Source organism: Ramlibacter sp. (assembly GCF_013697775.1).
Taxonomy (GTDB): domain Bacteria; phylum Pseudomonadota; class Gammaproteobacteria; order Burkholderiales; family Burkholderiaceae_C; genus Ramlibacter.
This window is the reverse complement of sequence record NZ_JACCWG010000457.1, coordinates 1-16,905: the sequence shown is the minus strand read 5'-3', so window position 1 is coordinate 16,905 and position 16,905 is coordinate 1. Positions and strand designations below refer to the sequence as shown.

At 69.7% G+C, this 16,905-nt stretch carries 19 protein-coding genes and 1 pseudogene; 9 read left to right on the top strand and 11 right to left on the bottom strand.

The window, feature by feature from the left end; all coding sequences use genetic code 11:
• Positions 1-86: 86 nt before the first annotated feature.
• From H0U68_RS23265 to pcp, 3 genes are all read right to left on the bottom strand, one after another.
• Positions 87-992, bottom strand: a complete 906-nt coding sequence (locus H0U68_RS23265; RefSeq protein WP_296359279.1) for a DMT family transporter — start codon at positions 990-992, stop codon at positions 87-89.
• A complete protein-coding gene (locus H0U68_RS23260) occupies positions 989-1,840 on the bottom strand; it encodes a 3',5'-nucleoside bisphosphate phosphatase (protein ID WP_296359278.1) in 852 nt (283 codons plus the stop codon). Before H0U68_RS23260 ends, H0U68_RS23265 begins: the two co-directional genes overlap by 4 nt.
• Positions 1,841-1,922: 82 nt before the next feature.
• On the bottom strand, positions 1,923-2,594 hold the full coding sequence (gene pcp, locus H0U68_RS23255; RefSeq protein WP_296359277.1) for a pyroglutamyl-peptidase I: 672 nt from the start codon (positions 2,592-2,594) through the stop codon (positions 1,923-1,925).
• Positions 2,595-2,621: 27 nt separating this feature from the next.
• Between pcp and H0U68_RS23250 the strand changes: the two genes are divergently transcribed.
• Positions 2,622-3,491, top strand: coding sequence for a neutral zinc metallopeptidase (locus H0U68_RS23250; protein WP_296359276.1), 870 nt, complete (start codon positions 2,622-2,624; stop codon positions 3,489-3,491).
• A gap of 67 nt (positions 3,492-3,558) precedes the next feature.
• On the top strand, positions 3,559-5,025 hold the full coding sequence (locus H0U68_RS23245) for a DEAD/DEAH box helicase (protein ID WP_296359275.1): 1,467 nt from the start codon (positions 3,559-3,561) through the stop codon (positions 5,023-5,025).
• A gap of 70 nt (positions 5,026-5,095) precedes the next feature.
• Here H0U68_RS23245 and H0U68_RS23240 read toward each other — a convergent pair whose 3' ends face one another.
• The 3 genes from H0U68_RS23240 to H0U68_RS23230 form a co-directional block, all read right to left on the bottom strand.
• Positions 5,096-5,842, bottom strand: a complete 747-nt coding sequence (locus H0U68_RS23240; protein ID WP_296359274.1) for a dienelactone hydrolase family protein — start codon at positions 5,840-5,842, stop codon at positions 5,096-5,098.
• A gap of 159 nt (positions 5,843-6,001) precedes the next feature.
• Positions 6,002-6,832, bottom strand: a complete 831-nt coding sequence (locus tag H0U68_RS23235) for a symmetrical bis(5'-nucleosyl)-tetraphosphatase (RefSeq protein ID WP_296359273.1) — start codon at positions 6,830-6,832, stop codon at positions 6,002-6,004.
• On the bottom strand, positions 6,832-7,797 hold the full coding sequence (locus H0U68_RS23230) for a DUF2971 domain-containing protein (protein WP_296359272.1): 966 nt from the start codon (positions 7,795-7,797) through the stop codon (positions 6,832-6,834). The genes H0U68_RS23235 and H0U68_RS23230 overlap by 1 nt, the downstream gene beginning before the upstream one ends.
• 52 nt (positions 7,798-7,849) lie before the next feature.
• Between H0U68_RS23230 and H0U68_RS23225 the strand changes: the two genes are divergently transcribed.
• The 3 genes and pseudogenes from H0U68_RS23225 (at position 7,850) to H0U68_RS23215 (ending at position 10,392) form a co-directional block, all read left to right on the top strand.
• Positions 7,850-9,166 carry a hemolysin family protein gene (locus tag H0U68_RS23225; RefSeq protein WP_296359271.1) on the top strand — a complete coding sequence of 439 codons (1,317 nt, stop codon included), beginning with the start codon at positions 7,850-7,852 and terminating at the stop codon, positions 9,164-9,166.
• A gap of 16 nt (positions 9,167-9,182) precedes the next feature.
• Positions 9,183-9,593 (top strand): annotated as a pseudogene (locus H0U68_RS24450) (FAD-dependent monooxygenase); the annotation flags it as partial.
• Positions 9,594-9,618: 25 nt separating this feature from the next.
• Entirely contained in the window at positions 9,619-10,392 is a 774-nt protein-coding gene (locus H0U68_RS23215; RefSeq protein WP_296359269.1) for an FAD-dependent monooxygenase, read from the top strand.
• 26 nt (positions 10,393-10,418) lie between these two features.
• Here H0U68_RS23215 and H0U68_RS23210 read toward each other — a convergent pair whose 3' ends face one another.
• From H0U68_RS23210 to crcB, 3 genes are all read right to left on the bottom strand, one after another.
• Complete coding sequence (locus H0U68_RS23210) at positions 10,419-11,108, bottom strand: amino acid racemase (RefSeq protein WP_296359268.1); 690 nt, start codon at positions 11,106-11,108, stop codon at positions 10,419-10,421.
• 50 nt (positions 11,109-11,158) lie between these two features.
• Positions 11,159-11,503 (bottom strand): hypothetical protein, encoded by a 345-nt coding sequence (locus tag H0U68_RS23205; protein WP_296359267.1) that lies wholly within the window; start codon positions 11,501-11,503, stop codon positions 11,159-11,161.
• Between the two features lie 81 nt (positions 11,504-11,584).
• Positions 11,585-11,965, bottom strand: a complete 381-nt coding sequence (gene crcB, locus H0U68_RS23200) for a fluoride efflux transporter CrcB (protein ID WP_296359266.1) — start codon at positions 11,963-11,965, stop codon at positions 11,585-11,587.
• Between the two features lie 69 nt (positions 11,966-12,034).
• Here crcB and H0U68_RS23195 point away from each other — a divergent pair, with 69 nt between their 5' ends.
• Positions 12,035-12,673, top strand: a complete 639-nt coding sequence (locus tag H0U68_RS23195; RefSeq protein WP_296359265.1) for a phosphatase PAP2 family protein — start codon at positions 12,035-12,037, stop codon at positions 12,671-12,673.
• A gap of 16 nt (positions 12,674-12,689) precedes the next feature.
• A complete protein-coding gene (locus H0U68_RS23190) occupies positions 12,690-13,412 on the top strand; it encodes an aldolase (RefSeq protein ID WP_296359264.1) in 723 nt (240 codons plus the stop codon).
• A 19-nt stretch (positions 13,413-13,431) separates the two neighbouring features.
• Here H0U68_RS23190 and H0U68_RS23185 read toward each other — a convergent pair whose 3' ends face one another.
• A complete protein-coding gene (locus tag H0U68_RS23185; protein WP_296359263.1) occupies positions 13,432-14,139 on the bottom strand; it encodes an SDR family oxidoreductase in 708 nt (235 codons plus the stop codon).
• Between the two features lie 176 nt (positions 14,140-14,315).
• On the opposite strand from H0U68_RS23185, the gene H0U68_RS23180 reads away from it, so the two are divergent.
• Positions 14,316-15,359: a hypothetical protein gene (locus H0U68_RS23180; protein ID WP_296359262.1), complete on the top strand. Its 1,044-nt coding sequence runs from the start codon at positions 14,316-14,318 to the stop codon at positions 15,357-15,359.
• 79 nt (positions 15,360-15,438) lie between these two features.
• Here H0U68_RS23180 and H0U68_RS23175 read toward each other — a convergent pair whose 3' ends face one another.
• A complete protein-coding gene (locus H0U68_RS23175; RefSeq protein ID WP_296359261.1) occupies positions 15,439-16,608 on the bottom strand; it encodes a twin-arginine translocation pathway signal protein in 1,170 nt (389 codons plus the stop codon).
• A 96-nt stretch (positions 16,609-16,704) separates the two neighbouring features.
• Between H0U68_RS23175 and H0U68_RS23170 the strand changes: the two genes are divergently transcribed.
• A partial coding sequence (locus H0U68_RS23170) for a LysR family transcriptional regulator (protein WP_296359260.1) occupies positions 16,705-16,905 on the top strand: 201 nt, incomplete at its 3' end.

The window sequence follows — 16,905 nt, the reverse complement described above, 5'->3', positions numbered from 1 at the left end:
CGCCAGCGCCGACCGCCGCAGTATGAGCCGCCGCCGGACACCGCCTGGCGCGACGCGAGGTGCCCCGCACGACAACAGAGCTGAGCTCACACGCCTGCCTCCGCAGCCGCCCGCCGCTCCCGCACCGTGAGCCAAGCCCCGAGCGCCCCGCAAAACGCAATCAACCCAATCCCCACCATCGACGCCGAATCCGGCACGTGCGAAAACACCAGGTACCCGCCCAGCATCGCGAAGCCGATCTGTGCGTACAGGAACGGCGTCAACGTGGCCGCGGAGGCCCGCTGGTACGCCAGGATCAGCATGAAGTGGCCGATCGTTCCCATGGCGCCCATGAAGCACAGGGCGGCCCACACCCACCACTCGGTGGGCGTGGTCCACACGAACGGCAGGGTGAAGGTTGCCAGCGCCGTGCCGGTCCAGCCGGTGTAGAGGTGCATGGTCACCGGGTCCTCGGTGCGGGCGAGCTTGCTGGTGAGCACCTGGAAGCAGGCATTGCTGGCCACCAGCAGCAGTGGCAGCAGGCTGGCCCAGGTGAAGGCTTCGCCGCCCGGGCGGATGATCACCAGGGTGCCGGCGAAGCCGCCCGCCACCAGCGTCCAGCGCAGCGGAGACACATGTTCTTTCAGCACGGTTGCAGCCAGCACGGTGATGGCCAGCGGCGTGATCATCACGATGGCGGTGAACTCGCCCACCGGCATGTACTTCAGGCTGGCGAAGGCGCAAAAGCTGCTGGTCAGCAGCAGCACGCCGCGCAGGAGCTGGAACGGCAGGCGCCGCGTGCGCCACACCCGCATGCCGCGCAGCGGCAGCACCACGACGGTGGTCGCCAGCGCCTGGAACAGGTAGCGGAACCACAGCGCCATCAGCAGCGGAATCGAGGCGCTGATCGACTTGGTAGTGGTGTCCAGCGCGGAGAAACAGGCGCCCGCGCCCAGCACCAGCCCGATGCCGGCAAGCGCGCGCCCGCCGACGGCCGCACGCGGCGCGCTCACCGGATGCGGTCGGTCAGCAGTTCCCACACCGGCGTCAGTTCGCCGGGCAGGTAGGGCAGCTCGCCCAGGTCGATGCGGCTTTCGCCGGGGTCGTGGAAGTCGCTGCCGCGCGAGGCGGCCAGGCCGAACTCGCGGGCAGTGTCGGCGTACTTCACGTATTCGGCCGTGGTGTGGCTGCCGGTCACCACCTCCACGCCGGTGCCGCCGTGCGCCTTGAACTCGATGAAGAGCGCGTATTCCTCGTTGGCCGTGAACGCGTAGCGGCCCGGGTGCGCCACCACGGCGACGCCGCCGGCCCGCGTGATCCAGCCCACCGCGTCGCACAGCGACGCCCAGCGGTGCGGCACGTAGCCGGGCTTGCCGTGGGTGAGGAAGCGGCGGAACACGTCGCCGGTGTTTGAGCAGATGCCGCTGTCGACGAGGAAGCGGGCGAAGTGGGTGCGCGAAATCAGCTCCGGGTTGCCGACGTACTTCAGTGCGCCGTCGTAGGCATCCTTGATGCCCGCCTGGCGCAGCCCTTCGGCGATCTCCCGGGCGCGCTCCTGGCGGCCGCCGCGCGTCTGCAGCAGCCCTTCGCGCATGGCTGGGTCGTCGGCGTCGAAGCCCAGGCCGACGATGTGCACGGTTTCGCCGGCGAAGGTGACCGATATCTCGGCGCCGGTGAGGTACTTCATGCCGTGCGCCCGGGCCGCTGCTGCGGCGCGCTGCTGGCCGCTGACCTCGTCGTGGTCGGTCAGCGACCACAGCTGCACGCCGTTGGCCGCGGCGCGGGAGGCAAGCTCTTCCGGGGTGAGGGTGCCGTCGGAGACGACGGAGTGGCAGTGCAGGTCTGCGTTGAGGATGGACACCCCCCGATTTTAGGCGCCCGGGCCTGGCCATTGCCGGCAGCACCGGCAAGCCCACATCGCACGAGGGTGTCAGCCGCGCACTTCAGCTCAGGGCGCCGGCCTCCAGGCGGATGTCGGCGCGGTGCGTGAGCGCCGTGCGGATGGCGATGCGCAGGCCCTGCGCGATCTCGTCGGCCGGCATCGACGGCTGGCCCTGCTGCGGCAGCCACGGCACGTGGACCATGCCGCCGCGCACCCCGCGCCACTGCGCATCGGTGGCCAGCAGGTGCATCAGGCCGTAGAACACGTGGTTGCACACATAGGTGCCGGCGCTCTGCGACACCTCGGCGCGTAGGCCCTCTGCCAGCAGCGCGGCCAGCATGGCCTTGATGGGCAGGGTGGTGAAATAGGCTGCCGGGCCGTCCGGCTGCACCGGCACGTCGACCGGCTGGGCGCCGGCGTTGTCGGGGATGCGGGCGTCCTCGACGTTGATCGCCACCCGTTCCAGCGACAATGCGCCACGCCCGCCGGCTTGGCCGGTGCAAAGCACGAGGGTGGGACGGTGCTGACACAACAGCCCGTGCAATGACTGCACGGATTGACCGAACACCGTGGGAAGCTGGGCGGCGACGATGCGGTGGCCAGACACCGCCGCGCCGTGCAGCATCTGCACGGCCTGCCAGCTCGGGTTGATGGGCTGGCCGCCGAAGGGATCGAATCCGGTGAGCAGCACGCAGGGCTGCCGGGCAAATGGGTCGGTGTTCGCGCCGGTCATGCAAGACTGTATCGCAGGAGAAAAGACATGCGTTGGGAAGGCAATCGGGAATCAAGCAACGTCGAGGACGCGCGGGGCGGCGGCGGGGGCTTCGGCCTGGGCGGGCGCAGCATCGGCATCGGCACCATCGTCGTCGCCCTCATCGGCGGCGCCGTGCTCGGCGTGAATCCGCTCACGATCCTGGGCATGCTCACCGGAGGCGGTTCGCCCCAGGTGCAGCAGCAGCAGGGCCCGGCGCATGCGCCGCCGGCCAACGACGCGGGGGCGAAATTCGTCTCCACCGTGCTGGCCGATACCGAAGACGTGTGGACCGACCTGTTCAAGCAGGGCGGCGCGACCTACAAGGCGCCCAAGCTGGTGTTGTTCCGCGGCGCGGTGGGAACCGGCTGCGGCACCGGGCAGGCGGCCATGGGCCCGTTCTACTGCCCGAACGACCAGAAGGTCTACATCGACCTGGATTTCTACGAAACGCTGAAGACGCGCCTGGGCGCGCCCGGCGACTTCGCACAGGCCTACGTGATTGCGCACGAAGTGGGCCACCACGTGCAGAACCAGCTGGGCATCAGCCAGCAGGCCGAGCAGCTGCAGGCACGCGGCGGCAAGGCGCAGGCCAACGCGGTCAGCGTGCGCGTCGAGCTGCAGGCCGACTGCTTCGCCGGCGTGTGGGCCAACCACGCGCAGTCTTCGCGCCAGATCCTGGAGCAGGGCGACGTGGAGGAAGCCATGAACGCCGCGCAGAAGATCGGCGACGACGCCCTGCAGCGCTCGTCCGGCCGCGCGGTGGTGCCCGACAGCTTCACCCACGGCACCAGTGCCCAGCGCCAGCGCTGGTTTTCCACCGGCCTGAAGAGCGGCACCGTGAAGGCCTGCGACACGTTCAACACGCGCGAGCTGTAGCCTGCGGAGGGGGTCTGCGCCGGCCCCCCGGGGCCCTCCTGGGCCAATGCGACAATACGCAGTTGATATGACCCTTTCCTTTTCCCAATTGCAGCTGGCCGAGCCGCTGGCGCGCGCCGTGGCCGAGATGGGCTACGAATCGATGACGCCGATCCAGGCGCAGGCCATCCCGGTGGTGCTGGAAGGCCGCGACGTGATGGGCGCGGCGCAGACCGGCACCGGCAAGACGGCCGCCTTCGCGCTGCCGCTGCTGCAGCGGCTGCTCAAGCACGAGAACCCCTCCACCTCGCCCGCGCGCCACCCGGTGCGTGCTCTGGTGCTGCTGCCCACGCGCGAGCTGGCCGACCAGGTCGCCCAGCAGGTCAAGCTCTACGCCAAGCACACCAAGCTGCGCAGCTTGGTGGTGTTCGGCGGCATGGACATGAAGCCCCAGACGGCCGAGCTCAAGCGCGGCGTCGAGGTGCTGGTGGCCACGCCGGGGCGGCTGCTGGACCACATCGAAGCCAAGAACGCGGTGCTCAACCAGGTCGAGTACGTGGTGCTGGACGAGGCCGACCGCATGCTGGACATCGGCTTCCTGCCGGACCTGCAGCGCATTCTGTCGTACCTGCCCAAGCAGCGCACCACGCTGCTGTTCTCCGCTACCTTCTCGCCCGAGATCAAGCGGCTGGCCAGCAGCTACCTGCAGGATCCGGTGACCATCGAGGTCTCGCAGCCCAACACCACCGCCTCCACCGTGGAGCAGCATTTCTACAGCGTGCTGGACGACGACAAGCGCCGCGCACTGCGCCAGATCGTGCGCCAGCGCGGCATCGGCCAGGCCTTCGTGTTCGTCAACTCCAAGCTCGGCTGCGCCCGCCTGGCGCGTTCACTGGAGCGCGAGGGCCTGAACACCATCGCGCTGCACGGCGACAAGAGCCAGGACGAGCGGCTGAAGGCGCTGGACGCGTTCAAGAAGGGCGAAGTCGACCTGCTGGTGGCCACCGACGTGGCCGCCCGCGGGCTGGACATCAAGGACGTGCCGGCGGTGTTCAACTTCGACGTGCCGTTCAATGCCGAGGACTACATCCACCGCATCGGCCGTACCGGCCGCGCCGGCGCCTCGGGCCTGGCCGTCACCTTCGTCGGCCCCAGCGATGCCCGCCTGGTCGGCGACCTGGAAAAGCTGCTGAAGAAGAAGCTGGAGATCGAGCCGGTGGAGTTCGACGACGAGCGTCCGCGCGGCCGCATCAACGATGGCCGCCGCGCCTGGCGCGAGGCCGGCGAAACCGGCGATCCGCGCGACGCGCTGGATATGCCGCCGCGCGAGCGCGACAGTGGACGCGAGGCCGGCCGGGAGGGTGGCGCCCGCCAGGGCGACCGGGAACGCCGCCACGCCGCACCCGCCGCTCCCAAGGACCCGTTCTTCGACCAGCCCTACCAGGCACCCGCGACCGAGGCCGCGCCCGCCTGGGAAGCCGAGGCCAAGCCGGCCCGCGTGTCGGCCAACATCAAGCCCAAGCGCAAGGTGGCCGCGCTGTTCAAGTCGGAGTGACGTCGTCGTCCGGACTGTCTTGGCTGTTTCTCAACGCTGCTCGGCCCGAGCGATGTTGCCGTGGTGCGCGCTACGGCAAGGGTGTCTCCGACAGAGGCTGCGTGGTCACCTCGGCGACGAATCTGGCGATCGCTTGCTTTGCACGTCTCGCTGAATTGGGCGAATAGACCAAACGAGCATTGGAGTCAGTGCCTGCGTCAGGATTGTCGAACGCGTGGTGAGTCTGGCTATAGAGTTCATAGCGAACATCGTTTCCAGCTTCATCCATTTCCGTGACGACTTCGGCGATCGTCTTCATTGGCGATACCTGATCTTGTGTGCCCTGCAGCACCAGGACGGGCATGCGAATGCGCGTATCCATTCCCTCTGCTGCCGTCTTTAGCAACGCGGAGCATAGGATGATCCCAGCGATGTCTACTCCGCTTCGGCCATAGTCCAGCGCGATCATTCCACCAGCGCTGTAGCCCATGCAGAGCATCGGCGTCCGAGCAGGCACCTCTTGCCCCAGGCGGTCAACGCACGCGGCAAGTGCCTGCACGCCTTGCTTGCGATGCTCCATTAAACGCTGCACCATTGGCCCAACCTGATCCGGGCTGTCTGGCGTGAAGCCATCGCCATAGAGGTCGGCGATCATGACCGTGCAGCCTAGAGAATTGAGAAAGCTTGCGTGGTCGCGTGCGAGAGGGCTTTGGCCGCGCCAGTCCGGCAGCAGCACTATAGCGGCCTTGGGTTCCTGATCTGAAGGTCTTAGTAGCAAGGCGGAATAACGTTGCTCCCCGACTGCGTAGTCGAGGGCGGTTTCAATAGGTTCGCTCATCATTGCTCCTTTGCGATTGCATTCGTTCACTGAAATGACGCCTGACGTCGGCGATGGCAAGCGCCGGACAACTGCTGCGAAGCAACCTCTTATGGCTGGCGTCCGTGTCGATCAACATCGATAAATCCCGCCTCGCTTGCTCAAGCGCCCAGCTTTCGGCTACTCCCCCGGCGCCTGCGCCTGCTCGCACTCCACCTGAATCAACTCGTGCTCGCTCGCCTCGCCGAGCCGCAGCGCGCTCAGGCAGCCGCCCCAGACGCAGCCGGTGTCCAGCGCGATCACGTCCGGGCGGCGCAGGTAGCCCAGCGTGGACCAGTGGCCGAAGGCGATGCACGTATCGGCCGTTTTGCGGCCCGGAACGTCGAACCACGGCATCGCGCCGGGCGGCGCCGCATCGGGGCGGCCCGACGCCTTCAGGTCCATCGTGCCGTCGGCCAGGCAGAACCGCAGCCGCGTCAGCGCATTGACGATCACGCGCAGCCGGGCGTCGCCCTGCAGGCCGTCGCTCCACCGCGCCGGCTCGTTGCCGTACATGCGCGCCAGGAAGGCCGCGAGGTCGGGGCCGCGCAGCACCGCCTCCACCTCGCCGGCCAGTTGCAGCACCTGCGCCGCGTCCCATTGCGGCAGCACGCCGGCGTGCACCATCAGGATGCCGTGCGCCTGCAGCGCCATGCGGCGGTTACGCAGCCAGTCGAGCAGCTCCGCGCGGTCGCCTGCCTGCAGGATGCCGTCCAGCGTGTCCAGGCGGTGCGGCGTGCGGTTGCCCTGCGCCAGGGCCAGCAGGCTCAGGTCGTGGTTGCCCAGCAGGCACTGCGCCGAGGCGCCGTAGCCGATCAGCCGGCGCAGCACCGCCACGGAATGGGGCCCGCGGTTGACCAGGTCGCCCAGCACGTAGAGCGTGTCGCGGCTGGGCGAATAGCCGACCTTGTCCAGCAGGTGGCCCAGGGGGCCGTCGCAGCCCTGCACGTCGCCCACGAGGTAGGCCGCCATCAGCGTTGCGCCCGATACGGCGTGCTGGAGCGCGCGACGCGGCCGGTCCAGGCGGGGCGGTAGATCTCCAGCATGCGCTGCACCGAGCGCAGCGCCAGCGGCGTGGCCAGCACCGGCCCCAGGATGATGCGTTCCACCAGGTCGTCCAGCGGCGGCGCCTCGGCCTCGGGGCTGCCCAGCGCCGCCACCGTGAAGCGCAGCCGCGGCTCGATGCCGCGTCCGCCGATGGCGTAGTTCAGCTGCTGGGTTAGCTTGCCATCGCGGTCGTGCTCGCGCAGGTAGACGATGCGCCACTCCCGCTCTTCGTGGAAGCCGCGGTGCTTGGTGAACAGCGCGAACAGCTTGATGCGCTCGAACAGCGCGGACGCCGCGGCCGGCATCGCGTCGGGCAGGGCACCCAGGCGCACCAGCGATTCGGCGAAGCGCTGCAGCGTGGCGTCCATCCACGCCTCGCTCTGCTCGTACGACAGGTACTGCACCTGCCGCACCAGCAGCGGCGAGGCCGGCAGCGCCAGCAGGCCCGCCATGTCGAACACGATGGCCACGCCGTTGCCGTCGCCGCCATAGCCGCGCCACATCGACAGCAGGCCGTCGTCGCCGATGCCCTCGTCGTGCTCGGCGCAGCTGAACACGTAGACGTCGAAGGCCGAGTCGCTGTCGAAGGCGGCGTACTGCGCCTCGAAGGCGTCGAGCATGGCGTTGTAGTGGTCCGGCGCCAGCGCGTGGCGCAGCCCCGGGTGGCCGCGCACCGTGTGCAGCCCCAGGTTGATGCCATAGCGCAGCTCGTCCACGTCGTTCATGTACAGCGGATTGGAAAACCAGATCTCGCCGGTACGCGCGATGCGCTCGAGCGTGTGGATGGAGGTGTAATGCGCCAGCAGCGGCAGGTGACCGGGCTGCGGCAGGGTTTGCGCATCGGCCCACAGCTCGGCGGCCAGGATGTCGTGGAGGTCCGTGTCTTGCATCGGCTGCCGAGGCATGCAGTAAAGTGCGAAAGCTTCGATTCTCTGCCCATTCATGGATTTCCTGTTGATCGCGTTGCTGACCCTGCTCAATGGCCTGTTCGCCATGTCCGAGCTGGGCCTCGCATCGAGCCGCAAGGCGCGCCTGGCGGCCATGGCCGAGTCGGGCGACCAGGGCGCGGCGGCCGCGCTGCGCCTGCTGGACAACCCCACGCAGTTCCTGTCCACCGTGCAGGTGGGCATCACCTCCATCAGCATCCTGAGCGGCATCGTCGGCGAGGCCGCGTTCAGCGCCGACGTGGCGCAGTGGTTGCGCGGCTGGGGCATGCCGCCGCGGGTGTCGGGCGTGGCGGCCACGACCATCGTCGTCACCTCGATCACCTTCGTGAACATCATATTCGGCGAGCTGGTGCCCAAGCGCATCGGCCAGCTCCATCCGGAACTGGTGGCGCGCTACGCGGCGCGCCCGATGGGCTGGCTGGCGCGCGCGGCCGGCCCGTTCGTGAAGCTCCTGTCGGCCTCCACGCTGGCCGTGCTCAAGCTGCTGTCGGTGGACACCACCGCCGGGCGCGGCATGACCGAGGAGGAGATCGCGCACAGCCTGGAAGAGGGCGTGGACGCCGGCGTGATCGAGCAGCACGAACACCAGATGGTGCGCAACGTGTTCCACCTGGACGACCGGCCGCTGACCTCGATGATGGTGCCGCGCTCCGACGTGCAGTGGCTCGACGCTTCGCTGCCGGTGGCCGCCTGCCTGGTGCGCGCCGGGCAGGAAGGCCATGCGCACTCCTGGTACCCGGTGTGCCGCGGCTCGCTGGACGACGTGGTCGGCGTGGTCAGCATCTTCCGCCTGCTGGCGCTCGGGCCGCAGCACGAGGGCACGCTGGAAGCGCACGCGCAGCCGGCCGTGTTCGCGCCGGAAACACTCAGCGGCATGGAGTTGCTGGAGCAGTTCCGCAGCCAGTCGGCGCGGCTGGTGTTCGTGGTGGACGAATACGGCGTGGTGCAGGGCGTGGTCACGCCGCACGACCTGCTGGAAGCCATCACCGGCGAGCTGCAGCCGCAGGCCAGCGCCGACGCCTGGGCCACGCGGCGCGAAGACGGCTCCTGGCTGCTCGACGGCCTGATGCCGGTCTCCGAGCTGCGGGCGCGGCTGGAGATCAAGGAGCTGCCCGAGGAGGACAAGGGCCGCTACAACACGCTGGCCGGCCTCCTGATGTCGGTGTCGGGCCGCATGCCGGCCACCGGCGAGCGCATCAATTGCGGCGCCTGGCGCTTCGAGGTGATCGACCTCGACGGCAAGCGCATCGACAAGGTGCTGGCCAGCGCCCTGACGGCCGAGGAAACCGCGGCGCATGCCGCGGAGAGCTAGCTAGACAGTGCGCTCCATGGACAAGCAGGTCGATGTCGTGGTCGTCGGGGCTGGCCCGGTCGGGCTCCTGCTCGCGATCGAGGTCAAGCTGGGCGGCGCGGGTGTGGTGGTGCTGGAGCGGCTCGCCGCGCCCAACCTCGGCATCAAGGCGCCCTCACTCGGACCGCTCGGCGCGGAGGCACTCCAGCGCCGGGGCATGGGCCCGGCGCTCGCCGAGGCGGAAGAGCGCACCTTCGCCGCGATGGGAGCAGCGGGAGTGGAGATGCGGGCGCGGCTGTCCAGGTTCAGGGGACATTTCTCCTTGCTTCCGATCCGATCAGGCGCGCAGCGTGAGCCCGAGCGGCGCATGCGCTGGGTCGACCAGCACGCCCTGGAGGCGATCCTGGCCGGGCGCGCGGCCGCGCTCGGCATCGAAGTGCGGCGCGGGTGCGAGGTCACGTACTTGGCGCAGCATGAAGGGGACGTCGACCGTCACGCGCGCGGAGGTCGAAGGCGTGCTGCGGCGGATCAGCGGCGCGGACGTCCGTGTCACGGCGATCGAGCAGGCGAACCGCTGGTCGGACGTCACGCGCCTGGTCGACGCGTACCGCCGGGACCGCGTCCTGCTCGCCGGCGATGCGGCGCACGTCCACTCGCCGTTGGGCGGCCAGGGACTGAGCCTTGGGCTGGTCGACGCGGCCAACCTCGGCTGGAAGCTTGCTGCGGTCGTTCGCGGCGACAAGCCGCAAAGCCTGCTCGACAGCTACACGTTGGAGCGGCGGCCGGTCGCCGAGGCCGTGCTGGCCAATACGCTCGCACAGGTCGCGATCATGCGGCCCGACCCGCGCTCGGAGGCCATGCGCGACATCTTCGCGAAGCTGATGGAACTCGACGGCGTGAATGGCCATGTCGACGGACTGATGAGCGGGTTGGCCACGCGCTACGACCTCGGCTCGGAGCAGGACGCGGTCGGCCGCCTCACCGCGGACCGCCCAGCCGGCGCCGCCGGCGTTCGGACATCGTTGTTCGCGGAGATGGCCGGCGGCGAGAGCATTCTGCTCGACACGTCGCCTGACGGCCGCGCGGCCGGTTTCGCGCTCGGCTTCACGCGCGTGCGTTGCCTGCCGGCGGAGGCAGGCCCATCGATGTTGATCCGACCCGACGGTTGCATCGCCTGGGCCGCTGGCGCGGATGAAACCGCCGGATTGGCGGACGCGCTCGAGCGCTGGTTCACGCCCGCCGGCTGATGGCGCCTGCGTCCGCGGCCCAGGCTTCAGCCCACCGCGCGCCGCAGCGCCGCGCGTGCCAGCAGCCGGGTGGAGTCCAGCGTGGGCAGCGGCGTGTTGGCGTCGTTCATCACCAGCGGAATCTCGGTGCAGCCCAGCACCACGGCGTCGCAGCCGTCGTCCTGCATGCGCTGCATCACGCGCTGGAACACCGGCACCTGCGCGTCGTTGAACACGTGGTTCACCAGCTCGTCCATGATCACGCGGTGCACCGCGTCGCGTTCCTCGCGCGTGGGCTTCACCCACTGCAGGCCGCGGCTTTCCAGCGCTTGCGGATAGACCTCGCTGTCCACCAGCCAGCCGGTGCCGGTGATGCCGATCTTGCGAAAGCCGCGCGACACTGCCGCGTCGGCCACCACCTCGGCGATGTGCAGCCAAGGCAGCGGCGAGCGCCCGCGCAGCAGCGGCAGCGCCTGGTGGATGGTGTTGTCCGGGCAGATCAGGAACGTCGCGCCGATGGACGCCAGCTTGTTCGCCGAGTCCAGCATCAGGTCGGCCACAGCCTGCAGGTCGCCGCGGTCCAGCGCCTGGACGTACAGCGACAGCGGCGGCGTGTGCATCGCGATTTCGGGATGGCCGTAGGGGCCGAGCAACTGCTCGCCTTCGGTGCAGATGGTGCGGTAGCACAGCGCCGCACCTTCTGCGGAGCAGGCGACGATGCCGATGGGATCGGCCATGGAGACTCCGGTGCTTTTGTCGTGGAGCCCGTATCTTGCCGGATGCCGGTTCAGAGCGCGGCGTTCGCGAAGTGCGAGACGTCGATCACCTCCACCGCGCCCTGGCGCACCAGCCAGCGCAGCAGGGCGTCGACCTCGTGCGGTGCCAGGCGGCAGGTGGCCAGGATCCAGGTTCGGTTGACCGCCCGGTTGCTCATGACCGACAGCACGCGGTAGACGTCGGCCGTCTTGCCGGCGGGTGGAAGGTCCGGCCAGTTCTTGAGGCGGTAGATCAGCTCGCCGCGCGCAAGCGGCTGCGTGTCTGGCGGCGGCGCGTCGCTGTGCGCCCACAGGTCCGCGAACGAGGTGGTGGTGCGGCGCGCCCAGGTGCGCAGGTTGGCGTAGACGGTCTGCATGGGCAGACCAGTGTCGGCCGGCCCGGCCGCATGCGATTAGGAGAAAAGGGAACGCCCGCTAAGCGGATTGCCTACCCGGACTCACAGCTTCAGCCAGGCCACCGTGGCAATGCCCAGCGCGGTGAGCAGCAGCGAGCCCGCCAGGTGCGCGAAAGCCGTGGCCAGCGCCCAGGGCAGCTGGCCCTGCTGGATCTGCGTGACCACTTCGGCGGAGAAGGTCGAGAAGGTGGTGAGCCCGCCCAGGAAGCCGGTGACCACCAGCAGGCGCGCCTCGGGCGGCAGGCCGGGGTGGTTGCCGAAATACGCCACCGCGAGACCAACCAGGTAGCCGCCCAGCAGGTTGGCCATCAGCGTGCCCAGCGGCAGTGCGGCGAGCAGCGGATTGAAGCGGCCGGCCAGCATCCAGCGCAGCAGCGCTCCGGCGGACGCGCCGGCGCAGATGGAGGCAATCGAGGCAAGCATGGGCAGCAAATTATCGCCGCGGCCCGCCGGCACGCCTTGGACGCCCGTGCGCGCTGATAGAGTGCCCGCATGCAACGCAGTTCGGATGCAGTGCCGCGCGGGCGGCTGGTGGCGGTCTTCCTGGTGTGCGTGTCGGTGTTCGCGGCGCTGGCCGCGGCGGTGTTCGCCTTGCACTGGTTCGACCGCATCGACCCGGCAGCGCTGCTGTTCCTCTCGGCGCACCGCACGCCGGCGCTGACGCACCTCATGGCCGGCATCAGCTGGGCGCACGAAACGGTGAACCTGCTGGTCCTGGTCGCGCTGGCCGCTGGCTGGCTGTGGCGGCGCGGCAAGCGTCCGTGGGCGGGCGCGCTGGTGCTGGCGGTGCCGGGGGCAATGCTCTTGAACCTGCTGCTGAAGAACACGTTCGCGCGGGTGCGCCCGGGCATCGGCGACCCGCTGGTGCACCTGCACACCTTCAGCTTCCCCAGCGGCCACACCACGGCAGCCACGGCGCTGTACGGCTGGCTGTGCCTGTTCACGTGGGCGCAGGCGCGCACAGCCGGCCCGCGCGCCGCGGCGGCCGTGTTCGCGGTGCTGATGGTCGGCATGGTAGGACTCAGCCGCATGTACCTGGGCGCGCATTTTCCGAGCGACGTGTCGGCCTCGGTGGCCGCCGCGACGGCGTGGCTGGCGATGGTGCGGGGCGCGCTGCACAATCGCGCCTGAATCCACAGGAGCGCGCATGTCCCACGCCAGCGATTTCGATTCCCCCGCCGTGCAGGCGCTGCGCGCCGACCTGGCGCTGGCCCTGCGCGCCGCCGCCCACCACGGCCTGGCCGAGGGCGTGTGCAACCACTTCAGCGTGGAACTGCCGGACGGGTCGGGGCGCTTTTTGCTCAACCCGCGCGGCCTGCTGTGGCGCGAGGTGCAGGCCGACGACGTGGTGATGGTGGACGGCGCAGGCACCCGGCTGGCCGGACGGCACGACGTGGAGCCCACGGCCATGTTCATCCACGCCGCCGTGCACCGCATCTGCGCCCAGGCCTGCGTGCTACACACCCACATGCCGTACGCCACCGCGCTCACCCTCACCGAGGACCGCGCGCTCGATCCCTGCCTGTCGCAGGGCGCCATGCGTTTTTACGGCCGCACCGCGATCGACCGCGACTACAACGGCCTGGCGCTCGACGCCGCGGAAGGCGAGCGCATCGCGCGCGGGATGGTGGGCGCCGACGTCGCGTTTCTCGGCAACCACGGCGTGGTGGTGTGCGGCGCGCGCATCGACCACGCCTACGACGACCTCTACTACCTGGAACGCGCCTGCATGGCGCAGGTGCTGGCCCAGTCCACCGGCCGCCCGCTGCGGCCGGTGAATGCCGAGCTGTCGCGGCGCGTGTGCGAGCAGACGCTGGGCGAGCGCCTGCAGTCGGAGCTGTTCTTCCAGGCGCTGCGCCGCACGCTCTGAGCCGTGCGGCGCCGTGCCGCTAAACCGAGCGCGTGATGCCGCCGTCCACCCGGATGTTCTGCCCGGTGATGTAGCCCGCGCCGCTCGAGGCCAGGAAGGCGATGGTGGCCGCCACTTCGGCGCTGTGGCCGTAGCGGCCCATGGGAATGCGTGCCTTGCGCTCCTCGGTTTCAGGCAGGCTGTCGATGAAGCCGGGCAGCACGTTGTTCATGCGGATGTTGTCGGCCGCGTACTTGTCGGCGAACAGCTTGGTGAAGCTGGCCAGGCCGGCGCGGAACACGCCCGACGTCGGGAAGACGGGGTCCGGCTCGAAGGTGGCGAAGGTGGAGATGTTGATGATGGTGCCGCCACCCTGCTTTTGCATCACCGGCGTGACCAGCCGCGTCGGGCGGATCACGTTCATCAGGTAGACGTCCAGGCCGGTGTGCCATTGCTCGTCGGTGAGCTCCAGGACCGGCGCGCGCGGGCCATGCCCGCCGCTGTTGACCAGCACGTCGATGCGGCCCCAGCGTCCGAGCGCCGCATCCACCAGCCGCTGCAGGTCGTCGTTGGACTGGTTGGAGCCGGTGACGCCGACGCCGCCCAGCGACTGCGCCAGCGCCTCTCCCTTGCCCGACGACGACAGGATCGCCACCTTGAAACCGTCGGCCGCGAGCCGCTTCGCCGCGTCCGCCCCCATGCCGCTGCCACCTGCGGTGACGACGGCAACCTTGTCTGCATCAGCCATTGAGCCTCCTTGGAAAAGCCGCGAGTGTAGGCGCCCGGGTGTGGGCTTGGGGCGGCAGGGGCAATGCTCCAGCCACCATCGCCTACACGGCTTTCCGGCCCTGGCGGGCCAGCGGTTAGGGAACTCGCTCCTACGCTTTCGCTCCGGCCACCACATCAATTTCAGGGAGTGACACCATGGCGCTATCCGGCAATGTTCTGACCCTTTCGCCCCAGGCCTCGGCCAGCTCGGGCGAAACCCATTCGGCCTACGTCGTCTCGCAGCAGGTGCTGGGCTCCGCCTTCACCTTCACCGGCGAGTTCGAGCTCGACGCGCAGCTGCGCACCGGCTCCAGCCCCAACCCGTGGGAGACCGCCTGGGTCACGTGGGACGACCACCTGGATGCCAGCGGCAACCACCTGTTCTACTACGCCGCCTTCAAGACCAACGGCTGGGAAGTCGGCAAGATCGACTTCAACTATGCGGGCGGCCAGCGCTTCCTGGCCAGCGGCAGCAACAACGCCATCACGGCCGACCCGAACACGACGGCGCACAACTTCGAGATCGTGCAGACGGCGGCCGGCACCTTCAGCGTCACGCTCGACGGCACGCTGCTCACCTCGTTCACCGACAACGAGAACGCATACGGCAGCGGGCGGCTGGGCCTGTACACCGAGGACGCCAAGGTCACCTTCGACAACATCGGCGGCACCATCAGCGACAACTTCGACAGCGACGCGCCGGGCACCTATGCCGACGGCGCCCAGATCGACGCGCAGTGGACGGTGGCCTTCAACGGCTTCGGCTCGATCACGGTGGGGCGCGACGAGGGCGACGGCTCCTCGCCCTCGGGCCAGACCCTCGCCGGCACCAGCAGCGCCGACACGCTGACCGGCGGCACTGGCCACGACAACATCGCGGGCAAGGGCGGCGCGGACAGCATCACCGGCGGCGCCGGCAACGACGTGCTGTCCGGCGGCACGGGCGGCGACCGATTCGTGTTCGCCACCGGGTTCGGCCACGACATCATCAGCGACTTCACGGCCAGCGGCACCGGCCACGACTACGTGAAGCTGGTCGGCATCTCCGGCGTGACCACCTTCTCCAACGTGCTGGCGAACACCGCCGACGTCAACGGCCATGCGGTGTTCACCGCGCCGGGCACCAGCGGCGCCGACACGATCAGCTTCACCGGCGTGACGACGGCGCAGCTGCTGTCTTCGGACTTCCTGTTCGCTTAAGGCAGCACGAGATCCTGGTTCGGGAAATGGGCCAGGATCTGGAAGTGGCGTCGAGGAACGGGTCTTCCATCGACGCAAGTCATGCGGCGAGCAGGTGCGCCTGCAGCCCGCGCCGCGGCGCGGGCTCCACTGCGGGGCCGTAGCCCAGCCGCGTCCACATCTGCACGGTGTGGGTGGGCCGCGGCGCTCGCAGCAGCGTGTGGATGTCCGCGTACGTGCGCGCCTGTTCCGGATATTCCTGCAGCGCCTGCTGCAGCGGGTGCATGGACAGGCCCTGCGCGGTGGCGGCGAGCTGCGCGCGCAGGTAGGCGCGGCCGGCGTTCACCTGCGTCGTGCGGGTGTTGCCCTCGGTGGCCATCCAGAAGAAGGCCGGCGTGGCGGCGATCTTCGCATTGAAGTCCTTCAGCTGGCCGGTGGTGGTGGCGTCGTCCGGCGTCGGCGCCTTGGTGCGGTCGAACAGGCCGAGCACGGAGAGGGCGCGCACCATCGGGTCGTTCAGCGAAATGCCGTCGCGGCGCCGCGCGATCTCCGCCGGGCCGATGCGCAGCCAGCGGTACGACTCCAGGATGGTGCGCGGCGTGGTGAGCTCAATGCGCCAGGCCTCGACGGCGACGGCGCGGTGGCGCTGGAGCGCGGCCGTGTCGCGCGGATCGGTGAAGCCGGCGCGCACCTCGGGCCAGGGCGCCATGGCCGCCGCAATGGCCTGCAGTGCCGCGGGATCGGGCGCGCGCGCCGCGTCGTAGGCGAAGCGGTTGGTGCGGCGGCGGAACACCTGGGCGAACAGCGGATCGCGCCGCACGGCCGCATCGGGCACCAGCCGGATCTGCGCCGTCGGCCGGCCGTCGATGGTGTCGGGTGCGAACTCGCCCTGCGGGAACAGCACGACCTCGGCGCGGTGGCCGCGCTCCGCGGCGGCCAGGGCCAGCAGCTCCAGGAAGGTGCCCTGGCTCATCATCATCTGGCGCGAAAGCGGGTCGGTTTCCGGCAGCAGTCGTTCGCGGTCGCAAAAGAGCGTGATCTCGCCCTGCCGGCGCAGGTCCACCAGCCAGGACTGCAGGTTGTGCGAGTGCGGCGCCAGGATGGCGTGCGCGAGCGCCCACCGGCGCGGATCGGTTTCGTTGGCTCCCGGGCCGGCCCACGCGGCCGTGGCTTCGGGCGGCAACGCGGAGGAGCAGGCGGCCAGCGGCGCGGTGGCGGCGCACACGGCGCCTCCGCCGGCGAGGCGCAGGAACTGGCGGCGGTCGGGCATGGGATTCTCCTGTGGCTGCTGGCGTGCGATGAGGAGATTGTCGGCAGCGCAACGGTGTTCGACAATTGCCGAACCTTCTACTTCAGCTATGCATTGATGAATACCGACTTCGACTGGAGCCTGGTGCGCTCCTTCCTCGCGGCGCTGGAGCACGGCAGCCTGCTGGGCGCGGCGCGCGCACTGGGCGCGAGCCAGCCCACCATCGGCCGGCACGTGGCGGAACTGGAGGCGCAGCTGGGCGTGGTGCTGTTCGAGCGCACCGGCCGCGGCCTGCGGCCCACCGACATGGCGCAGCAG

Excerpts from the sequence above, each read along its gene's own strand:
- H0U68_RS23225 (WP_296359271.1), top strand. The coding sequence starts at position 7,850 with ATGGATTTCCTGTTGATCGCGTTGCTGACCCTGCTCAATGGCCTGTTC.
- H0U68_RS23195 (WP_296359265.1), top strand. The coding sequence starts at position 12,035 with ATGCAACGCAGTTCGGATGCAGTGCCGCGCGGGCGGCTGGTGGCGGTC.
- H0U68_RS23185 (WP_296359263.1), bottom strand. The coding sequence starts at position 14,139 with ATGGCTGATGCAGACAAGGTTGCCGTCGTCACCGCAGGTGGCAGCGGC.
- pcp (WP_296359277.1), bottom strand. The coding sequence starts at position 2,594 with ATGACCGGCGCGAACACCGACCCATTTGCCCGGCAGCCCTGCGTGCTG.
- H0U68_RS23215 (WP_296359269.1), top strand. The coding sequence starts at position 9,619 with ATGAAGGGGACGTCGACCGTCACGCGCGCGGAGGTCGAAGGCGTGCTG.
- H0U68_RS23175 (WP_296359261.1), bottom strand. The coding sequence starts at position 16,608 with ATGCCCGACCGCCGCCAGTTCCTGCGCCTCGCCGGCGGAGGCGCCGTG.
- H0U68_RS23190 (WP_296359264.1), top strand. The coding sequence starts at position 12,690 with ATGTCCCACGCCAGCGATTTCGATTCCCCCGCCGTGCAGGCGCTGCGC.
- H0U68_RS23235 (WP_296359273.1), bottom strand. The coding sequence starts at position 6,832 with ATGGCGGCCTACCTCGTGGGCGACGTGCAGGGCTGCGACGGCCCCCTG.
- H0U68_RS23230 (WP_296359272.1), bottom strand. The coding sequence starts at position 7,797 with ATGCAAGACACGGACCTCCACGACATCCTGGCCGCCGAGCTGTGGGCC.
- H0U68_RS23180 (WP_296359262.1), top strand. The coding sequence starts at position 14,316 with ATGGCGCTATCCGGCAATGTTCTGACCCTTTCGCCCCAGGCCTCGGCC.
- H0U68_RS23210 (WP_296359268.1), bottom strand. The coding sequence starts at position 11,108 with ATGGCCGATCCCATCGGCATCGTCGCCTGCTCCGCAGAAGGTGCGGCG.
- crcB (WP_296359266.1), bottom strand. The coding sequence starts at position 11,965 with ATGCTTGCCTCGATTGCCTCCATCTGCGCCGGCGCGTCCGCCGGAGCG.
- H0U68_RS23245 (WP_296359275.1), top strand. The coding sequence starts at position 3,559 with ATGACCCTTTCCTTTTCCCAATTGCAGCTGGCCGAGCCGCTGGCGCGC.
- H0U68_RS23250 (WP_296359276.1), top strand. The coding sequence starts at position 2,622 with ATGCGTTGGGAAGGCAATCGGGAATCAAGCAACGTCGAGGACGCGCGG.
- H0U68_RS23240 (WP_296359274.1), bottom strand. The coding sequence starts at position 5,842 with ATGAGCGAACCTATTGAAACCGCCCTCGACTACGCAGTCGGGGAGCAA.
- H0U68_RS23205 (WP_296359267.1), bottom strand. The coding sequence starts at position 11,503 with ATGCAGACCGTCTACGCCAACCTGCGCACCTGGGCGCGCCGCACCACC.